The organism is Emticicia agri, assembly GCF_004168285.1.
GTDB classification, from domain to species: Bacteria; Bacteroidota; Bacteroidia; order Cytophagales; family Spirosomataceae; genus Emticicia; species Emticicia agri.
In genome coordinates, this window is sequence record NZ_SEWF01000025.1 from 12,936 (window position 1) to 35,773 (window position 22,838).

The 22,838-nt window shown below is 40.1% G+C and carries 19 protein-coding genes; 12 read left to right on the forward strand and 7 right to left on the reverse strand.

Annotated features, from left to right (window positions below; translation table 11 throughout):
* Window positions 1-111 precede the first annotated feature (111 nt).
* Window positions 112-762: a TatD family hydrolase gene (locus EWM59_RS16695; RefSeq protein WP_165372200.1), complete on the reverse strand. Its 651-nt coding sequence runs from the start codon at window positions 760-762 to the stop codon at window positions 112-114.
* A 180-nt stretch (window positions 763-942) separates the two neighbouring features.
* On the opposite strand from EWM59_RS16695, the gene EWM59_RS16700 reads away from it, so the two are divergent.
* Entirely contained in the window at window positions 943-1,410 is a 468-nt protein-coding gene (locus EWM59_RS16700; protein ID WP_130022371.1) for a GNAT family N-acetyltransferase, read from the forward strand.
* 3 nt (window positions 1,411-1,413) lie between these two features.
* Here the strand turns inward: EWM59_RS16700 and EWM59_RS16705 are convergent, their stop codons facing one another.
* The 3 genes from EWM59_RS16705 to EWM59_RS16715 all read right to left on the reverse strand — a co-directional run bounded on the left by EWM59_RS16705 (window position 1,414) and on the right by EWM59_RS16715 (window position 8,000).
* A complete protein-coding gene (locus EWM59_RS16705; RefSeq protein ID WP_130022372.1) occupies window positions 1,414-3,054 on the reverse strand; it encodes a CotH kinase family protein in 1,641 nt (546 codons plus the stop codon).
* Window positions 3,055-3,089: 35 nt separating this feature from the next.
* On the reverse strand, window positions 3,090-4,469 hold the full coding sequence (locus EWM59_RS28415; protein ID WP_130022373.1) for a DNA/RNA non-specific endonuclease: 1,380 nt from the start codon (window positions 4,467-4,469) through the stop codon (window positions 3,090-3,092).
* Window positions 4,470-4,592: 123 nt separating this feature from the next.
* Window positions 4,593-8,000 (reverse strand): glycosyl hydrolase, encoded by a 3,408-nt coding sequence (locus tag EWM59_RS16715; RefSeq protein WP_130022374.1) that lies wholly within the window; start codon window positions 7,998-8,000, stop codon window positions 4,593-4,595.
* Between the two features lie 275 nt (window positions 8,001-8,275).
* Between EWM59_RS16715 and EWM59_RS16720 the strand changes: the two genes are divergently transcribed.
* Window positions 8,276-8,689 carry a DUF6157 family protein gene (locus EWM59_RS16720; RefSeq protein ID WP_130022375.1) on the forward strand — a complete coding sequence of 138 codons (414 nt, stop codon included), beginning with the start codon at window positions 8,276-8,278 and terminating at the stop codon, window positions 8,687-8,689.
* Window positions 8,690-9,099: 410 nt separating this feature from the next.
* Window positions 9,100-11,244, forward strand: coding sequence for an O-antigen ligase family protein (locus EWM59_RS16725; protein ID WP_130022376.1), 2,145 nt, complete (start codon window positions 9,100-9,102; stop codon window positions 11,242-11,244).
* A 43-nt stretch (window positions 11,245-11,287) separates the two neighbouring features.
* On the opposite strand, the gene EWM59_RS16730 is transcribed toward EWM59_RS16725, so the two are convergent.
* From EWM59_RS16730 to EWM59_RS16740, 3 genes are all read right to left on the reverse strand, one after another.
* Entirely contained in the window at window positions 11,288-13,402 is a 2,115-nt protein-coding gene (locus EWM59_RS16730) for a 3-coathanger stack domain-containing protein (protein WP_130022377.1), read from the reverse strand.
* Window positions 13,403-13,454: 52 nt separating this feature from the next.
* On the reverse strand, window positions 13,455-13,769 hold the full coding sequence (locus EWM59_RS16735) for a LytTR family transcriptional regulator DNA-binding domain-containing protein (protein ID WP_165372201.1): 315 nt from the start codon (window positions 13,767-13,769) through the stop codon (window positions 13,455-13,457).
* A 177-nt stretch (window positions 13,770-13,946) separates the two neighbouring features.
* The gene (locus tag EWM59_RS16740) at window positions 13,947-14,561 is read right to left on the reverse strand and encodes a LuxR C-terminal-related transcriptional regulator (RefSeq protein ID WP_130022379.1); all 615 of its coding nucleotides are present in this window, start codon (window positions 14,559-14,561) and stop codon (window positions 13,947-13,949) included.
* Window positions 14,562-14,910: 349 nt separating this feature from the next.
* Here EWM59_RS16740 and EWM59_RS16745 point away from each other — a divergent pair, with 349 nt between their 5' ends.
* From EWM59_RS16745 to EWM59_RS16785, 9 genes are all read left to right on the forward strand, one after another.
* Window positions 14,911-15,702 carry a tRNA threonylcarbamoyladenosine dehydratase gene (locus EWM59_RS16745; protein WP_130022380.1) on the forward strand — a complete coding sequence of 264 codons (792 nt, stop codon included), beginning with the start codon at window positions 14,911-14,913 and terminating at the stop codon, window positions 15,700-15,702.
* Window positions 15,703-15,704: 2 nt separating this feature from the next.
* Window positions 15,705-16,535 (forward strand): type III pantothenate kinase, encoded by an 831-nt coding sequence (locus EWM59_RS16750; protein ID WP_130022381.1) that lies wholly within the window; start codon window positions 15,705-15,707, stop codon window positions 16,533-16,535.
* On the forward strand, window positions 16,510-17,811 hold the full coding sequence (bamG, locus tag EWM59_RS16755) for a BamG family beta-barrel-assembly machinery protein (protein ID WP_130022382.1): 1,302 nt from the start codon (window positions 16,510-16,512) through the stop codon (window positions 17,809-17,811). The genes EWM59_RS16750 and bamG overlap by 26 nt, the downstream gene beginning before the upstream one ends.
* Window positions 17,812-17,822: 11 nt before the next feature.
* Window positions 17,823-18,419 carry an LPS export ABC transporter periplasmic protein LptC gene (gene lptC, locus EWM59_RS16760; protein WP_130022383.1) on the forward strand — a complete coding sequence of 199 codons (597 nt, stop codon included), beginning with the start codon at window positions 17,823-17,825 and terminating at the stop codon, window positions 18,417-18,419.
* A gap of 194 nt (window positions 18,420-18,613) precedes the next feature.
* Complete coding sequence (locus EWM59_RS16765; protein WP_130022384.1) at window positions 18,614-19,126, forward strand: hypothetical protein; 513 nt, start codon at window positions 18,614-18,616, stop codon at window positions 19,124-19,126.
* Between the two features lie 96 nt (window positions 19,127-19,222).
* Window positions 19,223-20,596 (forward strand): Gfo/Idh/MocA family protein, encoded by a 1,374-nt coding sequence (locus tag EWM59_RS16770; protein ID WP_130022385.1) that lies wholly within the window; start codon window positions 19,223-19,225, stop codon window positions 20,594-20,596.
* Between the two features lie 102 nt (window positions 20,597-20,698).
* A complete protein-coding gene (locus EWM59_RS16775; protein ID WP_116982286.1) occupies window positions 20,699-20,926 on the forward strand; it encodes a DUF3820 family protein in 228 nt (75 codons plus the stop codon).
* Window positions 20,927-20,988: 62 nt separating this feature from the next.
* A complete protein-coding gene (locus EWM59_RS16780; RefSeq protein ID WP_130022386.1) occupies window positions 20,989-21,714 on the forward strand; it encodes an SDR family oxidoreductase in 726 nt (241 codons plus the stop codon).
* A 254-nt stretch (window positions 21,715-21,968) separates the two neighbouring features.
* Entirely contained in the window at window positions 21,969-22,787 is an 819-nt protein-coding gene (locus tag EWM59_RS16785) for a DoxX family protein (protein ID WP_130022387.1), read from the forward strand.
* Window positions 22,788-22,838 lie beyond the last annotated feature (51 nt).

Sequence of the window (22,838 nt, forward strand, 5' to 3'; positions counted from 1 at the left end):
AGTAAAAATGTATGACGATTTTTTAAATCGTCCTGTTTGCGAAATGAGATATTCAATTGATAGAGGAATACTACTATTTGCCATATCCGGAGGAGACGATTTGAAAAATCGTCATACATTGCCAACCAAACCTAAATAATTATCAAAAATTATCTTCTCCAATTCCTCCATTGATAAACCCCTTACTTCTGCTGCTTTCTGATAAATAGCTATAATCGAAATATCCTTATCATCTGTTTCAAGAAAAAGCCTTTCCAGAGGGATTTCCTTTAAAACTTTCAGCGCATTCGATTCTTCATGTAACAATGCACCGCCTAATGATAAATAGAAGCCTTTATCAATCAATTGTCGGGCTATTTCTATTTTGGTATTAAAGCCATGTACTATCATGGGTACCCGGGGCCTGACTATTTTTTTGATAGAAAGTAATTCATTGTAGCATTTTACACAATGAATAATCACAGGCTTTTTCAGGTCTTCGGCTATTCTGATTTGTTTGATAAAGATTTCTTCCTGCAAAGGTAAAGGGGCGCCTTTGAGTCGGTCAAGCCCACATTCTCCTATGAATTTAATAGCCGGGTCTTGTGCTATTCCTGCCAGTTTTTTTAATTGAAGATTATAGAGTTGCTCGTTGATATACCACGGATGTATTCCTGCTGATAACCAGTTATCAGTACCTTGTAAGCTGAAATTCTCTAAACCTTCTTCCGAATCAGGGATTATCTCGTTGAAAATAATCTGTTCGTTGGCTTGTTTTTTCAAAAGATGTGTATGTAAATTGAGCAGCATTTTTATACTTTTTAAGAATTGCCACAATGTACACGAGAAGTCACAATGTTACACTATTTGATAATTGCTAATTATGTAACATTGTGTTTAGGTTGTGTACATTGTGGCAAAATAAATGAATTAACTTTCTGTTTATAATAGCTACAAATATATATGCCCGATTTATCAATTACTACCAAATGTATACCTTTCTACGAACTCAGTCTTGACGAATTATATGCGGTTCTGGCTTTAAGACAAGAAGTATTTATTGTAGAGCAGAACTGCCCTTTTCTGGATGCTGATGGCAAAGACCAGCTTGCACAACATCTGATGGTATTTGATGAAAATCAGCAACTTGTGGCCTATACAAGGCTTTTTGATAAAGATGTATATTATCAGGGTTATACCTCAATCGGTAGAGTTGTTACTGTTCCGAAAGCGAGAGGTGGAGGTTTAGGAAGAGTATTGATGGAAAAATCTATAAAAAAAGTGCTTGACCTTTTCGGACAAGCACCTATTAAAATCGGAGCACAGAAATACCTTGAAAAATTTTACCGGTCGTTAGGCTTTGAACTGACAGGTAATGACTATATCGAAGACGGAATTCCGCACACTTATATGATTTATCCTGCTGAATGATACTTATTTCTGCACCATTCTCTTCACCAGCTTATGCCCGTTTGCCTCTAATTGTAGCAGATTAATACTGCTCAGATGCAACTCAGAGGGTATCTGTATCATTACCTCATTTTTGCCTATCTGCAAGGTTTCCTGAATCTGTGTCAGTATTTTGCCATTGGCATCATAGAGTACCAGATTTGCTTTTTCTGATTTGGGTGAATGAATGGTGATATAAATTCTGTCTAAAAACGGATTCGGATAGGCATTCATAGCCAATAGATTGGCAGAATTTTCTTCATTGCTTGTAATCCTTAAGTCTGCAGGTTGTTTAATGTTGGCATCAAGCCATTGTAACCGGTTAGCTATAAATGTTTTCAGTTCGTCAACTTCACCAAACCAGCTACCGGAAATCGGATTAGGTTGTGGCCATACATATACCCCTAAAATAGGCCATTTCTGGAAGTTACGGAAGGCTGGTGCTTGTAGCTCTGTGGTCAGGCTATCAATATACCTGTTGATTTTATCTAACTGAAAGGCTCCACGCTTGCGCTGAAAAGCATATTCTTCGCCTAATTCACGTACAAAAGCTGAATCTTCCATCATACGCTCCCACCAGAAAGGTACCTGAAAGCCATCGTTCGGACAAACATTGTTGAATTTATACGAGAAACCCTGGTAGTATTGCCCGTCGCAATAATTACCGTTTCCATAGGCAATGTCATAATCCCAGGGTGGGCCTGCTTTTATTTTGCCTCCTTTACTGTCTTTGTCTTTATAAAAAAATGTACTGATACGATACCCATCTACATTTTTGGAAATCTCATTTGCAAGAAATAAACCGATAAACGAGTGCGTATCAAAATACTTGCGGTAGCCATTTTCTTTATCTCTGAAATTATTACCCCTTAATGCCGTTTCGGCAGTAGAAACATAAGTACTGATATACTTCTTTTGCTCAGGTGTGATTGTTTTAGGAGCTTCATACTGATAATAAGTACGGTTAGTAACCGGAGGATAATTCTGATATTGAGATGTCCAGCCGCCTGTGGCTTCTCCGGTAGTTTTATCTACTTTAAAAATATAGCCCCCTGTAATAGCATCGCCTGTCAAATCATCTTCTTTCAATTTGGCAATATCAACCCTACCCGGTGCACGCTTGATTTTTTCCATAAACACATATACACCCATATACTGGTTATTAATAAATACCTCTACATATTGTGTACGGCTGGCATACATGCCCATCTCACGAGCCAGCTTCATGGTCAGCACGTTGTGCATCAGGCTCTTTTCGTTATAAGATGCATACAGAATCCAGTCTGACTCTTCAGGCATACCAAATAAACTGGCATCTTTCGAGTTGTTTTTATCGTCCCATAGCTCAATGCCAAGGCTTTTTTTAGGAAACATCTGCGACGAAGAACCACGGTACTCAACACCTATAAAACCACTGTAATGATTAGGTTGGTCGGTCAGGTTATTGACTTTACCCGGGCCGTTATAAATGATGTCCATTTTTGCCTTAATTTTCGGGTCGTCTGCAATAGTTAATCCCTGGGTATTGATGATGACGATAGGTAAATTAGAGGAGGTGAAATTCTGCGCCATTCCAAACGCAGAAAGTAAACAAAGTAATAGTAAGTTAAAGTAGAATTTTCTCATAGGTTGAATCTTTTCATCTGGTGTTAATCATAGCCTTATGGTCGGGTAGCCGATACCTTAAGCGTAGGGCCGTCGTCCATTCTACTTTCTAACGTTTTCTGAATGGCCGTTGGTACATTCGACAAGAAATCGTAGCCTGTAATTTTCTCCAGATCATCTACACTCAATCGGTATTCGCCCCATTTGGTATCTTTCATGGTTTGCTTGTTAGGCATATTCACAGCTATAATGCGTGTCTGTTCATTGATTCTGTTGACATCATCTGTACCATTTGGCAAAATAACAATTACCTTCCAGATAGATTCAGGCACTACCATTTTCCCGTTATCTAAAGTAAAACTCTTTCCTCCGTTTGTTCCTATTCCGGCCTTGCCATATACCCCTGCTACAATGTATAACTCATTACCTGCCTCGGCCACTTTACGGCAATAGGCTTCTAACTCTGCCCATGCCCCACGGTTATTATTAGGTGCCTGCGGAATAATATTCGTTAATAAGAATGTAGCCTCATTGTCGGCAATGGTTCTGTCTCTGTCGTCTGACGGACACAAATGCCCTCTATCAAACCCTGAACCCACATAGTCGCTGTTTTGTACTTTGTACCAACCCGAGGGCAGAGCATCGTCTGCTTTGAAATTGTCTGTTCTTTCTATATCTCCTTTCCATGCGGTACTTAAATGCCAGCTTACCCAATTGGCCGAACTGCGAGCTCTGCTATAAGATACCACATATTGCGGCTTCATCATCAGGTAATTGTTTTCGTCCTTAAATGTAGCATTGCTCGGATTCCCCATGGCCAGATTATCCTCACGGGTAGCTTTGGCAGTACTTGTAGTGGGCATAGTGGCTGAAGTAATAATAGAAATATCGTCAATATTCAGGCGACTGCTACCACCCGATACTTTTCTGATTTCAAACCTGGCTTTATTAGGCTCATTGACCGTTATGTGCATAAAACTCAGTTTGCTGCCATCGGTCTGAAACCGATTACCTAATTTTGTCCAGTTGGCACCACTGTCTCTTGATATGTATAGCTCCCATTCGCTGTCTCCGTCAGCTTTATAAGCACCATAGGCCATTTTTATTTCCCTCACGCCCGTAAGGTCGTAATTCATCCGCACAAAACCTTTTTCTCTGATTCTGATAGCCTTTTCACCGTTTCGGGTATCGCTGGTAGTTCCGCCTATCATGGCATCTTCAAAATACCATTCCCCACCCGATAATTTTACGTTGCCTGATGAATAATTGCCTTTTGAAATATCTTCCAGTCCCTCCGGAAAACCTTTGGCAAAGTTTACTTTGTTAGAAGTAGTATTGGTGTTGGTTGTGGTAGTTGGTGTTTTAACGGGCAAACAAGCACTGACCATAACCGTAATGATTACAAATAGTATGGATTTTCGGGAGAATGCAGACATAAGGAAATAACAATTTTTTCTCAAAAATAACGAAAATATCAGTAGGGTTTGTGTGAATGTTAAGAAGATGTTATGTAAATGTTTTTGGGAATTAGCAATGGTATACCTGTAAAGCTATGTATTTTATCGCTTCCGAATAATCACTACAGGCCCAATCAGCCCCGATTCTTTGGCTTTAGGTGTACCTCCCAAGCCACCGCCTCCTGATGCCAGAATTTTTGATTCTTTAGGGAGTCTGGCATCTGCGGCTATGCGGTTGCTCCATTGATTAGTTATACTGATTGCTAAGGTATTCTTACCCGGTTTAGCCGCTTTTGTGATGTCAATCTGATAAGGCGCTTTCCATAGGGTATCAAGTACAATACCATTAAGCGAGACGACTGCTATATCTTTTACTGTTCCTAAATCGAGTATCAACGAACTATTAGGGGCAGGTTTCTTAATTTCGATGGTTTTGGTGTATTTAGCTGTACCACTGAAAGATTGCACCCCTGCGTCGACATGGTCTGTCCATGAAATGAGTTGAGGTAAGACTACCTGTTTAGGTGCTCCCCATTTTTCGGGAAAATTCAATGTCCAGTTGGCAGACAGGTTATTCACAATATCCACAGACTTATCCACAACGGCCTTTTGGTTTTGTGTGGTGGTTTGCTGGAAAACCACAAAAACCGACTCCTGTGGATTCAGGTGAAGTTTCACAGTAGTAATGCCATTATCAATAGTATAAGCCAATGGCTCAGTAGTACCTTTATCGGCACGCCATAATTCCGGCACTTTGCCTGTAATTCTGAAATTTATACTGATGTCTTCGGTTTGTTTACGCATATTCAGCAGAAAATAATAATCAGCATCAGCCGTTTGTCTGTGAATCCAGTTGATGCGGGTATTGGTATGCGGCAACGTATATTCTACATCTTTTTTAATACCCATTTGTCCAAAAATACCCATAAGTGGTGCATTCCAGAATACTCTTCCTTTGCCGTATCTGTTCTGATAAATAAATTTCCCATCGGCAACACCCCATATTTCGTTGGCTTTCATGGCAATTGTATTATCCACAGCAGGATACCCCACAAGGCCTGGAGATTTTTCAGGTTTAGGGCCCACAATCGTAGCACCTTCTTTAACCAAAGCTTCAATTTTCTCTAAAACAGGCAAAGTCATTGTCATTTTTTCAGGCAATACCAATACTTTATAGCGCATACCGCTCGGCAATACTAAATCGCCATTTTCTACCGTAAATCGGTTCAGAATTTCGGTGTTTACAAAGTCATAATCATAGCCATTCGGTATTTCGTAGCGCAGTTTTTCCCAGTAAGGCACAGCCGCAGGAATATCTTCGCCTAAATAATAGGCAATGTCAGCCACAAAACGACCTTCCTGCAAGAGGTATTGATTACGGGTAATGTAATCGACAAAAGGCTTGGCCTGCTCTGCCCAGGTTATATTTCTATGGAAGTGTGTACCCACCATTGTATTACCGGGCTTGGTATCTAAAGGCTGATGGGCTGATGTATGGAAAATAAACTGGTTGATACCCTGTGTGCTCCAGTAATCACCAATGAATTTCAAATCTGCCGGAGCTTCATAGCCACCACCCGTCCATGATTCGGCCGCTACTACTTTTTTGCCATATATATGTCCGGCAGAAGCCACTTCCCGCACATCGGCCTGATGGGCATTCAGGCGGTCGTTTGCCCCACCATAGGCTTTCTGGTTTTCGAGGTCAGCGGGAGACGTCCAGTCTTTTTCTGCGCCACTACCTAAACCTTGGGTCATTCCAAACTCACCCATCGGAATATCCACCGCACCTTTGTTCCGCAGGGCATCTTGTATAATCGGCATCGAAATTCCTCCTACTTCTCCGTAGGTTTTAATGCCTTGTTTATGGGCAAATTCTGTCAGGGCAGCATAATGGTTATCTACCAGCAAATCAGCAATGGTTAGTCGGTAATCCCAAAGAAAACGGTCGCTTACTTCGGCATTGTCAACAATATAGCCCGATAGTGTGGGTAAGTATCTGATAGGGTCATACCCCCGACGATTCTTAAACTCGGTTACAATGTTTTCACTCCAGTTCTGGGCATCGGCTTCGTAACTATCTACCAGAAAATACTTCAAGCTTTTGCCATATAAATTGCCTAAAGCCGTAGCCAACGGATTCGACCATTGACTCATATAAGACAAAAGGTGTTCTTTATTGAGTTTATCTACCTCTAATCCGGTTGCGTCGCCAATGGCAGGACCGTTTTTTGCGCCTGTCAACGAATAGCCCAAACGTAGGATAGTCCAGTTACCAGCCGGAACCTGCCATTCTAAGGTGCCATCTATTTTCAGTTTTGAAGTGAGGTCAATCATTTCATTAGGATTAATAGCAGATGAAGCTCCTGTTTCAGGTGTTTGAAAAGTGTCAAAAGCAAACATCGGGGCAAAATTGGCTTTGTCTTCCCATCGGTTCACTCTGGCAACACTTCTGAAAATAACTTCTGCTATATCGAATGATTTAGGTGGAGTAGCTGGCCCCATGAATCCGCCAGTATCATCAGGCCCACCAACAGTAGTAACGGTAACACCCGGACCACTTAAAAATACTACCCGAAAGAATTTGCCTGTAACCTCGGGGAAAGAAAAAGTACGGATAGGCAAAGCCCGTATATCATGCTGTGCCCCTGAAATAATATGAAAGGTTTTGAAGTTTTTGCCATCATCGCTCACCTGTAACATTCCCGGACGCATGCTCGTGCTTGGGAAAAACCCGGCACTACCTAAAGCCAATGAAAATGAACGGGCAGTGAAAGGTTGCGCATACTCGTATTGTAAATAAATAGGTTGGTCAGGTTTAGGGGTTTCTATTTTGATTTTAGATGTCAGATCGTCATCTAATAGGGCTTCCGGTGCAATGGTTTCGCCTTTATGATTTGTAATGGTAGGTTTAGCTGATACCAATGCGGCCTCTGGTGTTTTGAATGCCAGTATAAACTGGTCGGCATATAATGTTTTATCTTTGGCTGTTCCACCGCCAAAACCTCCCCCCTTAGGCAGATTGCGTATGGGTCCATTTACAGTAGGCGGCAAGGGCAAAGCAGCATTGAAACTGGTACCGCCTTTTACTTGTAGTTCGCTCCAGACTACTTTTTTCATGGCTTCCTGTGGTTTTACCCATACTCCCCCTGTTTCGCTCCAGCCTGCTGCGGTTACTACGGTCATGTCCAGTCCTAAACGGTCGGCTTCTGCGGCAGTATGTCTGAATAGTTCGAGCCATTCGGGCGTCATGTATTTTACTTTTTTCTCTACCGTCTGCCCACTTCCCAACGATACATCAAATGCCTGAAAACCACCTATACCTGTGCGTTTCATCCATTCAAGGTCTTTGGTAATACCCTCTCGGGTAATATTGCTGCCAGTCCAATGCCACCAGACCACAGGTTTAGCCGAGTGGGGCGGATTAACAAATCCTTTGCGGAGGTCCTGGGCAAAAAGTTGAGAAAGCGTAAGAGAAAGCAGAAAAATAATGCGTAAACGTTTCATCATCAAGTCAGGTTAAATCTATTGTTTAGGGTTATTATAGAACCCAACAAATATAAACCTAAAAAGAATAAATCAGACTATTCTTAGATTTTTATAGTGGAATATGTTTATGTTAACCCGAAAAGCTATAATCAAGATGAGACATTATGAAATCAATCAGAACCAATGCCTAAATATTGGGGGTATAATTAGCTATGCTTTTCTCTAATTTTTTAAAATTGTATTAGATTTACTATTCAATATGATACAACTTTAGTAACTAATAAATACACGCTTTCATGAAAACACATACAACAAACTATTACGATACATTTATAGAAATTGCTACCGATTGTCCGGTTACTAACGGAGAAGTGCCACCTGTAAAAGGAGATGCTAAAACCGCTGCCAACATACAGTTTGACATGCTTATAAAAAATCCCTATAAATATACCTCAGACGATGTGCTGTTTCAGGTCTTTGCTGATAAGCATGATTTAACAGAGGCTGAGTATGAAGAAGCCAGAAAACAGTTTTTTTCGAAAGGGCAAGCCTGTTTAAGGGCCTCACCTTTAACCAAAAGATACGGTTGGGGTGTGCATAGCAATCATGAGGGCAAAGTTGCCTTATATGCCAGCAATTCGCCGGAGTATGAAAAATTTGTAAATGATAAGGGTTTGAAAGTGGTAAAGGCGATGAAATCAAGTAAATAACACTAAATATGTCAGGTTTTTATGTAATGCCAAGAGCCTATTTAAAACTTCCATTTTATAGCTGCTTACAGGCTTGTTCAGTGTATTTGTTAGCAATGAAAACTTTTCATTGAGTTATATCCCTTTTAGGTAGAAATCCTGAAAGGGAGCATATCACCCAAATAACAATCGACAACTATATTCTCCCTGACAGTATAACAGTGTTATTAAGTTTACTTATTGTTGGGTTATCTATATACAAATTGATAAGGACAATCAGGTTACTTTTATTCAGATAGTAAGGTATAGATGTTTTATTATCAAATTATAACAAACCCCGACTGACCGTAGAATAAATTTGAAGACAATCTTACTGATGAATTCATGAATAATATCGAAATTACCTGTAACTAATCATCATGATGCATTAAATGACCCGATTCTTCAAGTATTTCAGTAGTATTCCTTTGTTTCTTATCTTACTGATACCTCTTATTTATGACAATACCGGATTTTATGGGTATATAGTACCCAAAGCACTGCTATTTCAGTGCTGTGTCATTGTAGGAAGTATCAGCGTGCTGATTATCAAAAAAGAGCCGCCAACTATCAGCTATAATCCGCTTTCCATAGCTATCACTGCTTTTTTACTCATAAGTCTGATAGCCAATATACTATCTTATGACAACCTGCTGAGTATAGGAGCTACCTTTGAGCGTATGGAAGGTGCAATCAATACAATTATGCTCTGTATATTTTTCTTCTGGCTGGTAGCTTTGATAAATGAAGATAAACAGCAAAAAAACATTTTTCTGTTCATGCTCATTATCAGCAGTCTGGTAGCAATGTGGGCGGTCTTATCGGGGAAAGAAATAGGTTTAAGGCTTATTTCTACCATAGGTAATCCGGCTTTTTTATGCTTTTATCTGGCTAATCACCTTTTTTTGATTGTAATATATTACATAAAATATCAGCCAAAATATAAATGGTTGCTGTTGCTAAGTAGCCTGCTGATGGTCTGGGTAATCGTGCAGACTTTAACCAGAACTTTTTACATAGCCCTGATGATTGCAGGTCTGGTTATGAGTATGCTCTACCTGCTGAACAGGGTTAAAGAACAACAGCGACGAAAAGTATTTCTGAAAGGGTTTCTGATTTCGGTGGGCGTCGTATTTATTTTATATGGCCTGAGTACCGTGCCGTGGATTATCAGGAATATTCCTATGGCTCGTTTAAAAGATACCAGTTCTTTGAGCGCACGTTTTTTAGTTTGGGGCATTGCTGCAAAAGGATTTATGGAGCATTGGGTATTAGGCTGGGGACAAGAAAACTTCAACTATGTATATGCCCGGTTCTTTAATCCTAATCTGGCTGCCGAGGGTATATGGTATGACAGGTCGCATAATGTTTTTCTTGACTGGTTTGTGTCAGCAGGATTATTAGGCGGATTAGCTTACATTTTTATCTGGATAAGTGCTATTTATACTATACAAAAGATTAGCCTGCCTTTTTTGGTCAGATTACTACTGACAGGTTGGGTCGTATTTTATTGTTGTTTCACTTTTTTTAATCCTGATAGTCTGGTAAACAGTATTTTTGCTATGCTGATGTTAGCCTATATCTATAAGCATAGCAATACTAAAAGCATTACTTTGTCTTTTATTTCTCAAAACTACTCAGTCATTAAAATCTTTGCTATTGGTATCTTAGCCACTATTTTTTATCAGTTTACCTATACCAATATTCGCTCGTATCGTACTTTCTCCAAAGCAATTACCGAACCTACCATTGAAAATCTGATAGCTTTGTCGAACAAGGCTTATACGATTCGCTCGGCTGTAAATCTGAATATGGTGGAGCAGTTGACTTTTATGCACAAAACAGTAATTGCCAGTGGTTTGTCGCTTGAGCAAAAGCAACTATATACGGCAAGTATAAAACGCCTTCTTGAAAAAGAGATACAGAGGCATCCGCCATCGGTAAAATTATTAGAATTAAAATCTTTGGTTGAAATTAACAATAATGCGATTGCTACGGGCGAAGAGACACTGGACAAAATATTGCTATTATCGCCCGATTATGTCAACGCCCTTATGCAAAAAGGAAAAATTGCCCTTGTACAAGGTCGCTATGATGATGCTATCGGTGATTTTGATAAGGTGATAGCAAAAGCACCGGAAAACGTGTCGGCTAAATTGTTCAGGGTATATGCCCATGCGTTGAAAAGTCCTGACTACAACCTTGCCAAAGGGTTAAAACAAGTATCTGTAAAAGATCTGGATGTGAATATAGTATTTGTAAAAGAGATTTTTTTCAGATTAGGTAAACCACAAGCCTTTGTTGACTGGGTTCGGAACGGAGGTCTCGATGGTGCTTTTTTATCAAAGCAGGTATATTTTGAATGGATTACAACAGCCTATCAAAATAAAGATTTGAAGAGTGTGAATGAAATACTTAGGGTATATAAAGCAAACCATATATGCGATAGCCCTCTGTTAGAAAGAATAGCAATAGATGCCCAAAATGGTAATCCTATCGAAGACTCTCTCAAAGAATTATTTGTAGTTTGTCGATAAAACAAAGGGTTCAGATTGTCTGAACCCTTTGTTGCTTATCCGGCTAATTACATCCTCCTGTATTTGCCGTAAATATTGTTCCGGTATCTGCTATAAAACCCGGCGATAGTGTAACACTCTTTGCTGCATAAGTTGCCTTAGTGCCATTGCCGGTTACCCAGTTAGTAGCGGTAATAGAACCGTTAGAGGCTGAAGCCTGCCTTAAATTACCATTCGCATTGGGGTTACTGGTTATATCGTTGGCCGGGTGCGAGAGCGTAAGCGAACTACTACATGCGGCCACTATTACCTGAATAGTATTCCCGTTAGGGCTTGTACAAAGTGTATTGGTACATTTAGCAGTATAAGTGCCACTGGCAGACACTACTATACTGGTTGCCGAAGCACCTGTTGACCACACAACAGTACCATTACAATTGCTTACCTGAAGAGTAACCGGTGAACCGGAATACGTATTGATTGGTGATACCAATGGGGTACAGGTACCTGGATTGGCTCCGGCACAGGCAGTAATCACAGGTGTTGCAGCGGCTTGAGTACTTGTAGTATTCATCGAGCTTGACGTCGGGTTACATGTGCCGTTATTAAACAGGTTAGTAAAAGATGCCGCTACCTGATAATAACCTTCTTCGTGCGTGCTATACTGGTTAGCTGTTGCTCCGTTGATAAGATTAGAGTCTTTATACCATTGGAAAGTCACATTGGTACCCGGTGTGCTACTGGCAGTTAATATAGTAGGGTTACATGCTGTCGCACCCAGTGTTTTTGTAACTTCAACCCTTGCTACGGCTACTAAAACTGTATCGCTTGCTACACCGTCACAAGTTTCGCCTGTGGAGCAACGTGCATAGTATTTGCTACCGTATGTAGTGGCAAATGCTCCGACTGATGAGCCTGTACCTTGAACATACTCTGAACCCTTCACATACCATCTCAATGTCTGGCCATTTGCACAACCATTGCCATATAGCGTAGTATATCCACAAGTGTAAACAGTACTGGTTACGGCTACACCATTCATATCTCTGATAACTGGTTTTTGTGTAGGGGCAGTGCCGGAGTTGGTAACATTAATAGGGGCAGAAGTAGAAGAACACCCGTTTTTTGTAACGGTTAAGGTATAAGCCCCCGGCCCTTGTGTAGCAATAAAATTAGTACTTGTTGCACCAGTAATATCTATACCCCCTTTTTTCCATTGAAAGGTTAGTGTTCCTCCGCCCTGATTAAATTCATAATCGTAATTCCATTGCATTTTTACATTATTACCAGGACAGACAGTGGTGGGCGTAGTAGCGGAAATGGTAGCTGTTGGTAAAACATTTACCCGGGAGTTGGCATACGCATTAGTTGTACAGGTATTTTTAAATGGCAAAGGAATATTGATAAAAACCGAATAGTAGCCACTAACTTTAGCTTTATACGTAGAATTAGTAGCACCTGAAACAGGATAACCATCTTTCCGCCATTGATAAGATGGTGCTAACGGGAAATTGGTAGAACTTGCTGTATAGAATTCTACGGCAAGTTCTAAACTATCACCAGTACAAACAGTTGGCGGAATATTTGTCGGAATAACTCTCGCATTCCATACAGGCACATGCAGTGAGTTACTCTTGGTACTGGTGCAAGAAGCCCCATCTGAACACTCGGCATAATAATTAGCATTAGTACTCGGATATCCGGTAAAAGTCGTACCTGTACCTTCATAAAGGCCATTCCGGTACCATCTTACCTGATTACCACCGCAACCTGCCGCAGTTAAAGAAATACCACTACACCCTGCAAATGATGAAGATACATTGGCATCTGTAAACGATATAGTAGGTACAGGCAATACAGGGCAGGCATCGCCTATATTGGCACTAAAGATTTCATCTGAACCAAGTGGCTTCATTTCATCTACCTCATTTGATGAAAAATCAAATAAGTGGTCTGTAACAAAAGCTGATACCTCTTTATATAAAGACTTTATCTGAGCCATACTTGTTTTCTCTTCAACTTGTTTTGGCTGAGTTTTTGCTTGTATATTATCAGCATTGCTGATGACTGATTCATAGCTTTTGCTATCGGGCTGAGCGTTTTCTTTCCAGTAGTCAATGCCTTGATTCAGGGCAAAAAGAGTGCTGATTACGAAGGTTAGGGGTACAATTTTTCTCATATTCTAATTGTATTTGATAATCGTTAAAAATGAATAATAATTTATGGAGGGTTTAATGAATTTCAAGTATATCCCGGAGAGCACGGTTTTTACGGCGTGAAAGGCTGAATATTTCACCGTTGTCAAGAATAATTTTGTTATTATCGAAGCTGTAATTCCTGATAAATACGCGATTGATGATGATTTTTTTGTTGATTCTGATAAAATTATCGGAGTCAAGTTTATCATTTAACCTTTTGATGGTTGTAGTAGAAATGATATTTTCTTTCTGGCAGGTAAAAATGGTAGTATAGTTAATATCAGCTTGTAGGTATCGGATATTATCTATCAAAACCTGTACTTTTTTAGTTACGTATAGGGTTTTCATCGTATAAAAGATATGGTTTGCATCATACAAATTTTTACTTTTATACAAGGTTTTCAAATAAGCAAGTTGTGTAATTTTCCTACTCATTCTGAGTAGTTTTTATGGAACAGCAGCACATAGAAAAAGAAAATCGGTCTTACATAAAGCTTATGCAAGACCGATAGCAAGGCAAACATATTATTTATTCCCTTTCCAGAACCAGCGCATCATTTCTTCGGTTCTGTGGAATCCTAATTTTTTTCGGGCATTGTCAATGTGTTTCCGCACCGTTTTTTCAGAAATAGATATCTGGTCTGAAATGAGCTTATTAGAAATACCGCTGATACGATAGCTCAGAATTTTGTTTTCCTGTTTCGATAAAGAGTTATTGAAATAAATATCTGTATCGATACTGTCTCTGATATCTTCGCTGATGGCTTTCTTATTTTGCAGCACTCGCTGAATAGCTTTCATAAGAACACCTTCTGGTTCAATTTTCAGAACATATCCATTGATACTGGGCAGTATATCTTTCACAAAAAAGAATCTTTCTTCCTGCGTATAAATTATAATTTTCAATAGCGGGTATTTAAGCCTCAGATTCTTGATAAAAGTCTCATAGCTGACACTCCTGAACCAGCAGTCGGTAATCAGAATATCTATCTTGTACTGAATTATTTTAGCTTCAATTTCATTGACATTTTGCGTAACTGCTACAACTTTTAAGTTTTGTTCAGTCTTAAACTCTACTATTACACCATTAATGATAGCAGGATAGTCGTCAGCTACTAAAACATTTAGTTGATTGCTCATTGTTTCTTCTTTGAGTGGCCTCTTTTGGGTGCAAAAATTTAGGTAGAATTTAAAAGCAATACAAGATAATTTTATTCATCGGCTTGTAGAAGGGGCATTATTTATTTAAATGCCTTATTTAGCTCACCATAATTGAATAATTATCTTTTTTTTCTGACAGTATTTCCTGATAGTATATTAGAATTAGACATAGGGAAATATACGAAAGGTTTCTATCAGTCAATGTTAGAAGTGAGTTGCTCATTGAAGACAATTCTTATCTTCTTGTGTGCATGATTAACGCAATTCCATCATTTGTACTTACCTTTGAAGTTTATTAAATCTTTTACAATACTACGCTTTATAAATTATGCCTGCTTGGTTGTCTCGTTCCGAGTTGTTGGTCGGAAAAGAAGGAATTGATGCTTTACAAAATGCACACGTACTGGTTGTTGGCTTAGGTGGTGTAGGCTCTTTTGCAGCCGAGTTTATCTGCCGTGCCGGTGTAGGCGAAATGACTATTGTAGATGGCGATGTAGTTGACCCCAGCAACCGAAACCGACAACTACCTGCGCTGGCGACCAATCACGGCGTATCGAAAGCCGATATTATGGCCGAACGCCTGTTGGCTATTAATCCTGAACTAAAACTCAATGTAGTAAAGGAATTTTTGACACCTGAAAAATGTCGGGAAATTCTGACAGTAAAGTATGATTATGTAATGGACTGCATTGATAGCATTACGCCTAAACTCACACTGTTATCGACAGCCTATGAGCAGAAGCAAAGAATTGTGAGTTCGATGGGCGCAGGAGGGAAATTAGACCCAACCAAATTGTTTGTGGCTGATTTGTATGATACTTATGAATGTTTGTTTGCACAATATGTACGCAAGCGCATCAAGAAATTAGGCGTTAATTATGGAATAAAAGCAGTCTTTTCGACCGAGGCTGTGAAGCGGGATTCGTTGATACTGACTGATGGGAGCAATTTTAAACGCTCGGCTTATGGCACTATTTCGTATATACCCGCAGCCTTTGGGGGCGTTTGTGCGTCTGTGGTGATAAGAGAATTATTGGGTTATCCGATTGACATAGTGAAACGCCCGAAAAAAATTCGGAAGAAGTCAAAAAAAGAGGGGGTTAAAAAAACAGAAGAATAGCCATGTTCGGAGTTGTTGACATCGGCAATACTTTTGCCAAAGTAGGTCTGTTTGAGGATGATGAACTGGTAGAAGTCAGTACAGGATTAGAGATTGAGGCTTTAGACGATTTCCTTTCGTTAAAAAAAGTTAAAAAGGCACTCATTTCTTCGGTAACTAAAAATCAGCAGGAATTAGAAGCTATATTTGAGCAGGTAAGTTTCGGTAAAATCATTCTGAACTCATCAACAGCCTTACCGATTGAGAAAGATTATGAAACACCCCAGACTTTAGGATCTGACCGTCTGGCGGCAGCAGTGGGAGCCAATTTTTTATATCCCGCTACCAATTGTCTGATTATAGACATGGGCACAGCTATCAAGTACGACTATGTGTCGATTGATGACAGTTATGTGTCTACAGATGAAAAAAAGCCGAAAGGAATATTCAGAGGAGGCATAATTTCTCCTGGTATGAGAATACGATTCGAGGCGCTCCATACGTTTACAAAAAGGCTCCCCTTAGTAGAAGCCGAGGGAGCTATTCCACCGCTGATTGGTAAGAATACCAAAGCCTGTATTCAGAGTGGTGTAGTGAATGGAATCATTGCCGAAGTAAACGGAATGATAGAAAATTACAGCCAATTGGGCAAATGTCAGGTAATCTTATGTGGTGGCGATGCTTCTTTCTTTGAAAGTCAAATAAAAAAGCCGAACTTTGCGGGCTCATTTGAAATTGGCTCAACACAAAACTGGCCGATTGACAATATAAAAATTGAATTGATACCAAATTTAGTCCTGATTGGGCTAAACCGAATTTTAAGATACAATGTTGAAAAACTTACTACTCCTTAATTTTTTTCTCGTTTGCACTCTTGTACTTACTGATACCTACGCTCAAAGAAAAGAATCCAGACTCACAGGTAATTCGCCTTATTCTGCTTTAGGCATTGGTGATATTACACCTGCCAATGCGATTCCCGGAGATGCGATGGGAGGCACAGGCTTAACTTTCGGTAACGGTATTTATGTCAATACGTTGAATCCTGCCATGTTAGTGAAAACCCGTTTTGTTGCCTTCAGTACAGGTATCCGCGGGCAATACAGAACCATTTCAGACGGTACAAACTCACAAACCGATTTTGGTGCAAACCTGAGCCATGTCATGATGGCGTTTGGCATGAAACCCAAATGGACTATGTCGGTAGGGTTGAGACCTCATTCAAGTGTAGAATACGAATCACGTTATACGTCTACTATTCAGGGAACAACCAACTCGGTACAATATATTTATAAAGGACAGGGTGGTTTTTCTAAAGCTACTGTAGGTAGTGGCCACATGATAGGCAAATCGCTTTATGTGGGTCTTGAAGGTGCGTATTATTTTGGCAGTATAAGCCGCGACACGACTTCAAGATTGTTGCTGAACGATGGTGAAGACTATTACCTGCGCTATTCAGACCGTATCAATGCCAATGGAGTAGGATTAAAAGCCGGATTTATGTGGCAACAAAAACTGAGTAGCAAATGGTTTCTGAATGTGGGAGGCACTTATGAATTGCAGAGCAAATTGAAAGGAAGCCAGCTACGAAGTTTAACGACCCTGATAGAAGGACAAAACGGTCCGCAGATTCTTAAAAAACCTGATACTTTAGGTATTGCGTCAGGTAGCTTGGTGCTTCCGTCACAATATGCTTTGGGAATCAGCATTGAAAGCCCATTGAAATGGATTTTTGCAGCAGAATATAGCAGACAGGACTGGACAAATTACCGCAATTTTCAGGGCAGAGCTGAAAGCAACCTGACTGCCGGAGACCGGATTTCGTTAGGCGTAGAATTTCTGCCAAAAGTAACCTCTACGGCTTATTTCGATCAGGTATTCTATCGTGTCGGTTTTCAGCAAACCAAGACACCTTATTTAGTAAATACTACACAGGTAACGGATAGAAGTTTCACCTTTGGTTTGTCTACCCCATTAGGTTTCAGAAACCTGAGTTATATTGATTTAGGTTTATCGGTGGGAACAAGAGGGCTAACCGGTAATGGTCTGGTAAAAGAAAATTACTTCAAGATTTCATTAGGTTTCTCATTGATTGATACCCGCTGGTTTCTTAAAACTAAAACTGATTAATAGCTTTGGCTATGAAAAATATGTTTGCCATTAGTAGCAGAAACCTGATGCTCAGTTTACTTGTCTTTGGTAATATCTTGCTTATCTCTTGCGAGGACAAAAAGAAAACAGGGCCACCTCAGAAGTATAATGGTCCTATGATGGTAACTGATAATCTGGCTATTATGATGAGTGATTCAGGCAAAACTACCATAAAGGTTACCACTGCGCAACAAATAAAACTACAAAGTGAAGACGAGATTTATCCGAAAACTGTATATGTTACTTTTTTTGATAAGAACGGAGTTGAATACTCTTCTCTCAGAGGAGATTCGGGGCGTTATTTCAAAAATGAGGGGCTTTACAGAGTAATGGGTAATGTTTTTTTCTTTAATCGTCTGCAACAACAAAGTCTTTCTACTGATCTGCTTAACTGGAGCTCTACTAAAAAAAAGATATATACCGATTTACCTTTTATTATCAAAACCAGATTTGATGAGATACATGGCGTAGGTATGGAGGCCGACCAGGACTTTACTCACTATACCATGAGAAAAACCAAGGGTGTATTTGCCATAGATTCTTTAGAAACCAGTGGAGAGGTTGAGGTAGATACAACGAGTAATTAATTGGCGTAGTTATTCTGGCTTGTATGGTTTAAGTATTGTTAAAAATTATACATCGCCAAAAGCAGTACTGAACAGTTCCTATCAGACATTTGTGCAAGACTCAACATCCGTTCTTCGATTAAGTTTTTGTGTTAAAAATCCTCCAATGCTACAATACTTAAACCGTTAAAGACAAGTGTAAATAACAACCCCCAATGACAATAGACCAAAAGAATAAAGTATCAGGACTGGCTTTTCTATTGACAGCTTTGCCAACAATGGTTTTTGCGAATGCTGGTTCACCGATGATGTGGTTTGGAGTTTTTCATTTATTGATTTTAAATGCTGTTATTGGTTGGAAAGAAAGTGCAATCATTAGCAAGTTCAAAATACCAAACAGGACTTGGTTAATCATCATTGGCAATTATGTTTCAATGTTTATCGGACTTGATTATATCGCACCTCACTTTTCGACACTTATAGGTAATCACGATTTCTGGGGCGGAAAGACAAGATACGGAGACTACAAGCTACAAGGTTTTACACTCGGAATGGTTACTTCATTTATTGCGACCCTAATCATTGAATTGCCATTTTTTTATTTAGCAGTTAAGGACAAATTTCAACGCAGACAAATTTTTATTCCGTTCTTAGTTGCCAATACCTTGACAAATATTATAATGACAATAATTTACTTCTGGATTGTAAAAGGAGGAGCACATTGGTGAAAAATAATGCCTGACAAGTATTGCATTTACTTGCATTAAACCCAATCTACCGCTAAATTTATACCCTCACGTATTTAACCCCAACAATCGTCCATTATGACACCTTCACGCAGGAAGTTTATCAAAGGAATTGGTGCGGCCTCAGTACTCATGGCTACCGAATCTTTTGCCAAACCATTCAATATTATTAAAAGCCTCAAAATAAGTCCGAACGACAAAATCCGCATTGCTACCATTGGTTTAGGTATTCAGGGCAATTCTGATACCAAAGCAGCTTTACGTAACCCCGAAGCAGAGTTTGTTGCTGCTGCCGATTTGTATGACGGACGTCTGGTAAGAGGCAAAGAAGTCTATAACAAAGACCTTTTTACGACCAGAGATTTCAGAGAAATCTTGAACCGAAAAGACATTGATGCGGTAATTATAGCCACTCCAGACCATTGGCACGACCATATTTCAATTGCGGCACTGAATGCAGGCAAAGCCGTATATTGCGAAAAACCAATGGTACAACACATAGACGAAGGCAGAAAAGTAATAGAAACCTGGCAAAAAACAGGCAAAACTATGCAGGTAGGTAGCCAGCCTATCAGTGGAGCGGCTTATGGTGAAGCCCAGCGGCTATTACAGTCAGGTGAAATAGGTGAGTTGAATTTCATTGAAGCTACCTATGACCGTTTTAGTGCTTTGGGTGCCTGGACCTACTCTATTCCGCCTGATGCCTCAGCACAAACTATTGATTGGGACAGATTTTTAGGTGATGCGCCCAAACGTCCTTTTGATGCGACACGTTTCTTCCGTTGGAGAAATTACAGAGACTATGGCACAGGTGTAGCCGGAGACTTGTTTGTACACTTAATTACAGGTATGCACTATGCCACAGGTGCTATCGGCCCAAACAGGATTTTCTCGTCCGGCGAATTAAGTTACTGGAAAGATGGCCGTGATGTACCCGATGTAATGGTAACTGTATTAGATTACCCTGAAACCGAAAAACACAAGAAATTCCAGGCCGTATTACGGGTAAACTTTGCCAATGCCGGAGCTATTAAAAACGTAACTCGGGTTGTAGGTACCGAAGGTGAAATTCAATGGAGTGCACAAGGATTGACCCTTACTAAACGTAAACTGCCTAAAGCACCGGGTTATGGCAATGGCGAGAGTTTCCCGACCTTTGCAGAAGCTACGCAGAAAGAGTTTTTGAAAGAGTATGATGCCAAATATGCAGAAAGCGACAGAAAAGCAGAGCCAGTAAAAGAAGTGAAGTTTGATACCCCACAGGGCGACGATGCACACGCCAAGCACTTCAAAAACTTTTTTGATAATATGCGTGCCAACAGTCAGAAAACCATAGAAGACCCAATTTTCGGTTTCCGTGCGGCGGCTCCGGCATTGGCCTGTAACATGAGCTATTTTGATAATAAAATCGTGTACTGGGACCCGATTGAGATGAAATTGAAGAAGAAGTAAACCCCACACCCCTGCCCCTCTCCCCAACAATGGGGAGAGGGGTTTTCGCTCCCTTCCTCATTGTTGGGGAAGGGCTGGGGATGGGGTCTAATCCACCAACAAATGAACGAAGCAAACTCCGCCATTATCAAAGAATTGGTTACCTTCAGAATGCCATTTGGCAAGTACAAAGACAGGCTTATCTGCGACTTACCAGAACATTATTTATTATGGTTTCAGAGAGAGGGCTTTCCTGAAGGGAAACTGGGTGTTTTACTGGCAACCATGTACGAAATTAAACTCAACGGGCTGGAATATCTGCTTAAGCCTTTGAAAGAACGAAAAATCTGAACTCCCGCTTAAACTATCTCTTATTGGCCATTGTTATAGGCTAATAAACTTATTATTCTCTTATGTCTGACAACACAACAATTATCCGAACAGCCCTTGTTACCGGAGGCTCAAAAGGTATTGGCTATGGTGTAGCCGAAGTATTAATTAAAGAAGGAATCAAAGTAGCTATTACCAGCCGCACACAGGAAGCCGCTGACGAAGCAGCCGCAGCATTAAATAAAATCAAAGAGGGATATGCGCTTCCATTGGTTTCTGATGTAAGAGATTTTGACTCTCAACAAAAATCCGTAGATGCCATTATAGAAAAATGGGGCCGACTCGATTATGTGATTGCCAATGCAGGTGTAGGGCATTTAGTAACATTCGCTGATATTTCATTGGAACAATGGCATGAAACCATTGATATTAATCTGACGGGCGTATTCTATAGTGCCAAAGCCGCTTTAGAAGCGCTTAAAACCTCAAAAGGTTATTTCATTACCATAGCCAGTCTGGCAGGAGCTAATTTCTTCGATAAAGGTACTGCTTACAATGCCAGTAAATTTGGTCTGGTAGGTTTTACACAGGCCCTGATGTTGGATTTACGTCAGGAAGGTATTAAAGTATCTACCATTATGCCCGGCTCGGTGGCCACTTATTTCAACAACCATACCCCAAGCGAAAAAGATGCGTGGAAGATTCAGCCGGAAGACATTGGTCAGATTGTTTCAGACTTAATAAAAATGCCAGCCCGTACCCTACCAAGCAAAGTTGAGGTAAGGCCCTCTATGCCACCGGGGAAATAGTATTATTTAGTTTTGTAGAGACGCAATGCGTTGCGTCTTCAAGGGGCTATGCAATCCAATAAATGTAATTTAGAGAGATAGATTGCTATTAGATGATTGTCTATATTCACAGGCCAATGAAGACGCAATGCATTGCGTCTCTACGAAAATTATTGGTTCTTCATTTGAACGGCTTTTGCCACATTTTGACTGACTTTTGGCTGTAAAATATCTCCTCCTCCCTCCTACCTTTATCGGAAAATAATCTAAAAACGATGAAGACACTCCCCAGAATAGGTCATTGGTTTTATGCAATAACCATAGTAGTTTATGGCGTTCAACAATTATGGTATGGCAATTTCCGTTCAGTACAATTGCCTGCCTGGCAATTGCATCTGCCACTACTCCCTGTATGGGCTTATCTTACCGGAATTGGACTAATTCTGACAGGTGTGGCTATTGTAGCTGGTATAAAAGCCAAAGAAACCTTTTTACTATTGGGTTGTATCTTCCTGTTGTTGTTCTTATTTGTGCAGATTCCTTATGAAATTTTTGGTAACCCTAACAGCAGCCTGCATCTGGGTGTTTGGACCAACGCTTTAAAAGGACTTGCTTTGGCCGGAGGTGCGTTTGTTATGGCAGGTTCATTTACTGAAAATGATTCACAACAATCGTCTTTAATCAAGTTTGCAGAAAAGCTCATTCCTTTTGGACCTCTATTTTTTTCTATAACAATGATTAGTTTCGGGATTGCGCATTTTTTGTATGCAGAGGGGGTGTCGACTCTTGTCCCACCCTCTTTTCCCGACCCTGTTTTCTGGACATATCTGAGTGGCGTGGTATTAATCAGTTCCGGTATGGCCATTACTTTAAAAATAAGACGTGGTGCTATTGCAATGTTATTCAGTATTGCTTTATTACTCTGGGTAATTGTATTGCATATTCCAAGAGCTATTCAGGAACCATCTGCTTTACGGGGGAATGAGGTATCAAGTTGTTTTGATGCATTGGCATTTTGTGGAATTGCCTTAGTAATTTCATTACCAACATTGAAAGCCGATTTGGCTGAGATTTTTGAGACTCGCTCACGCTGATTAAATTTAATTAGCAAAGGGATAAATATCACGGCAAACCGTGATTGATTC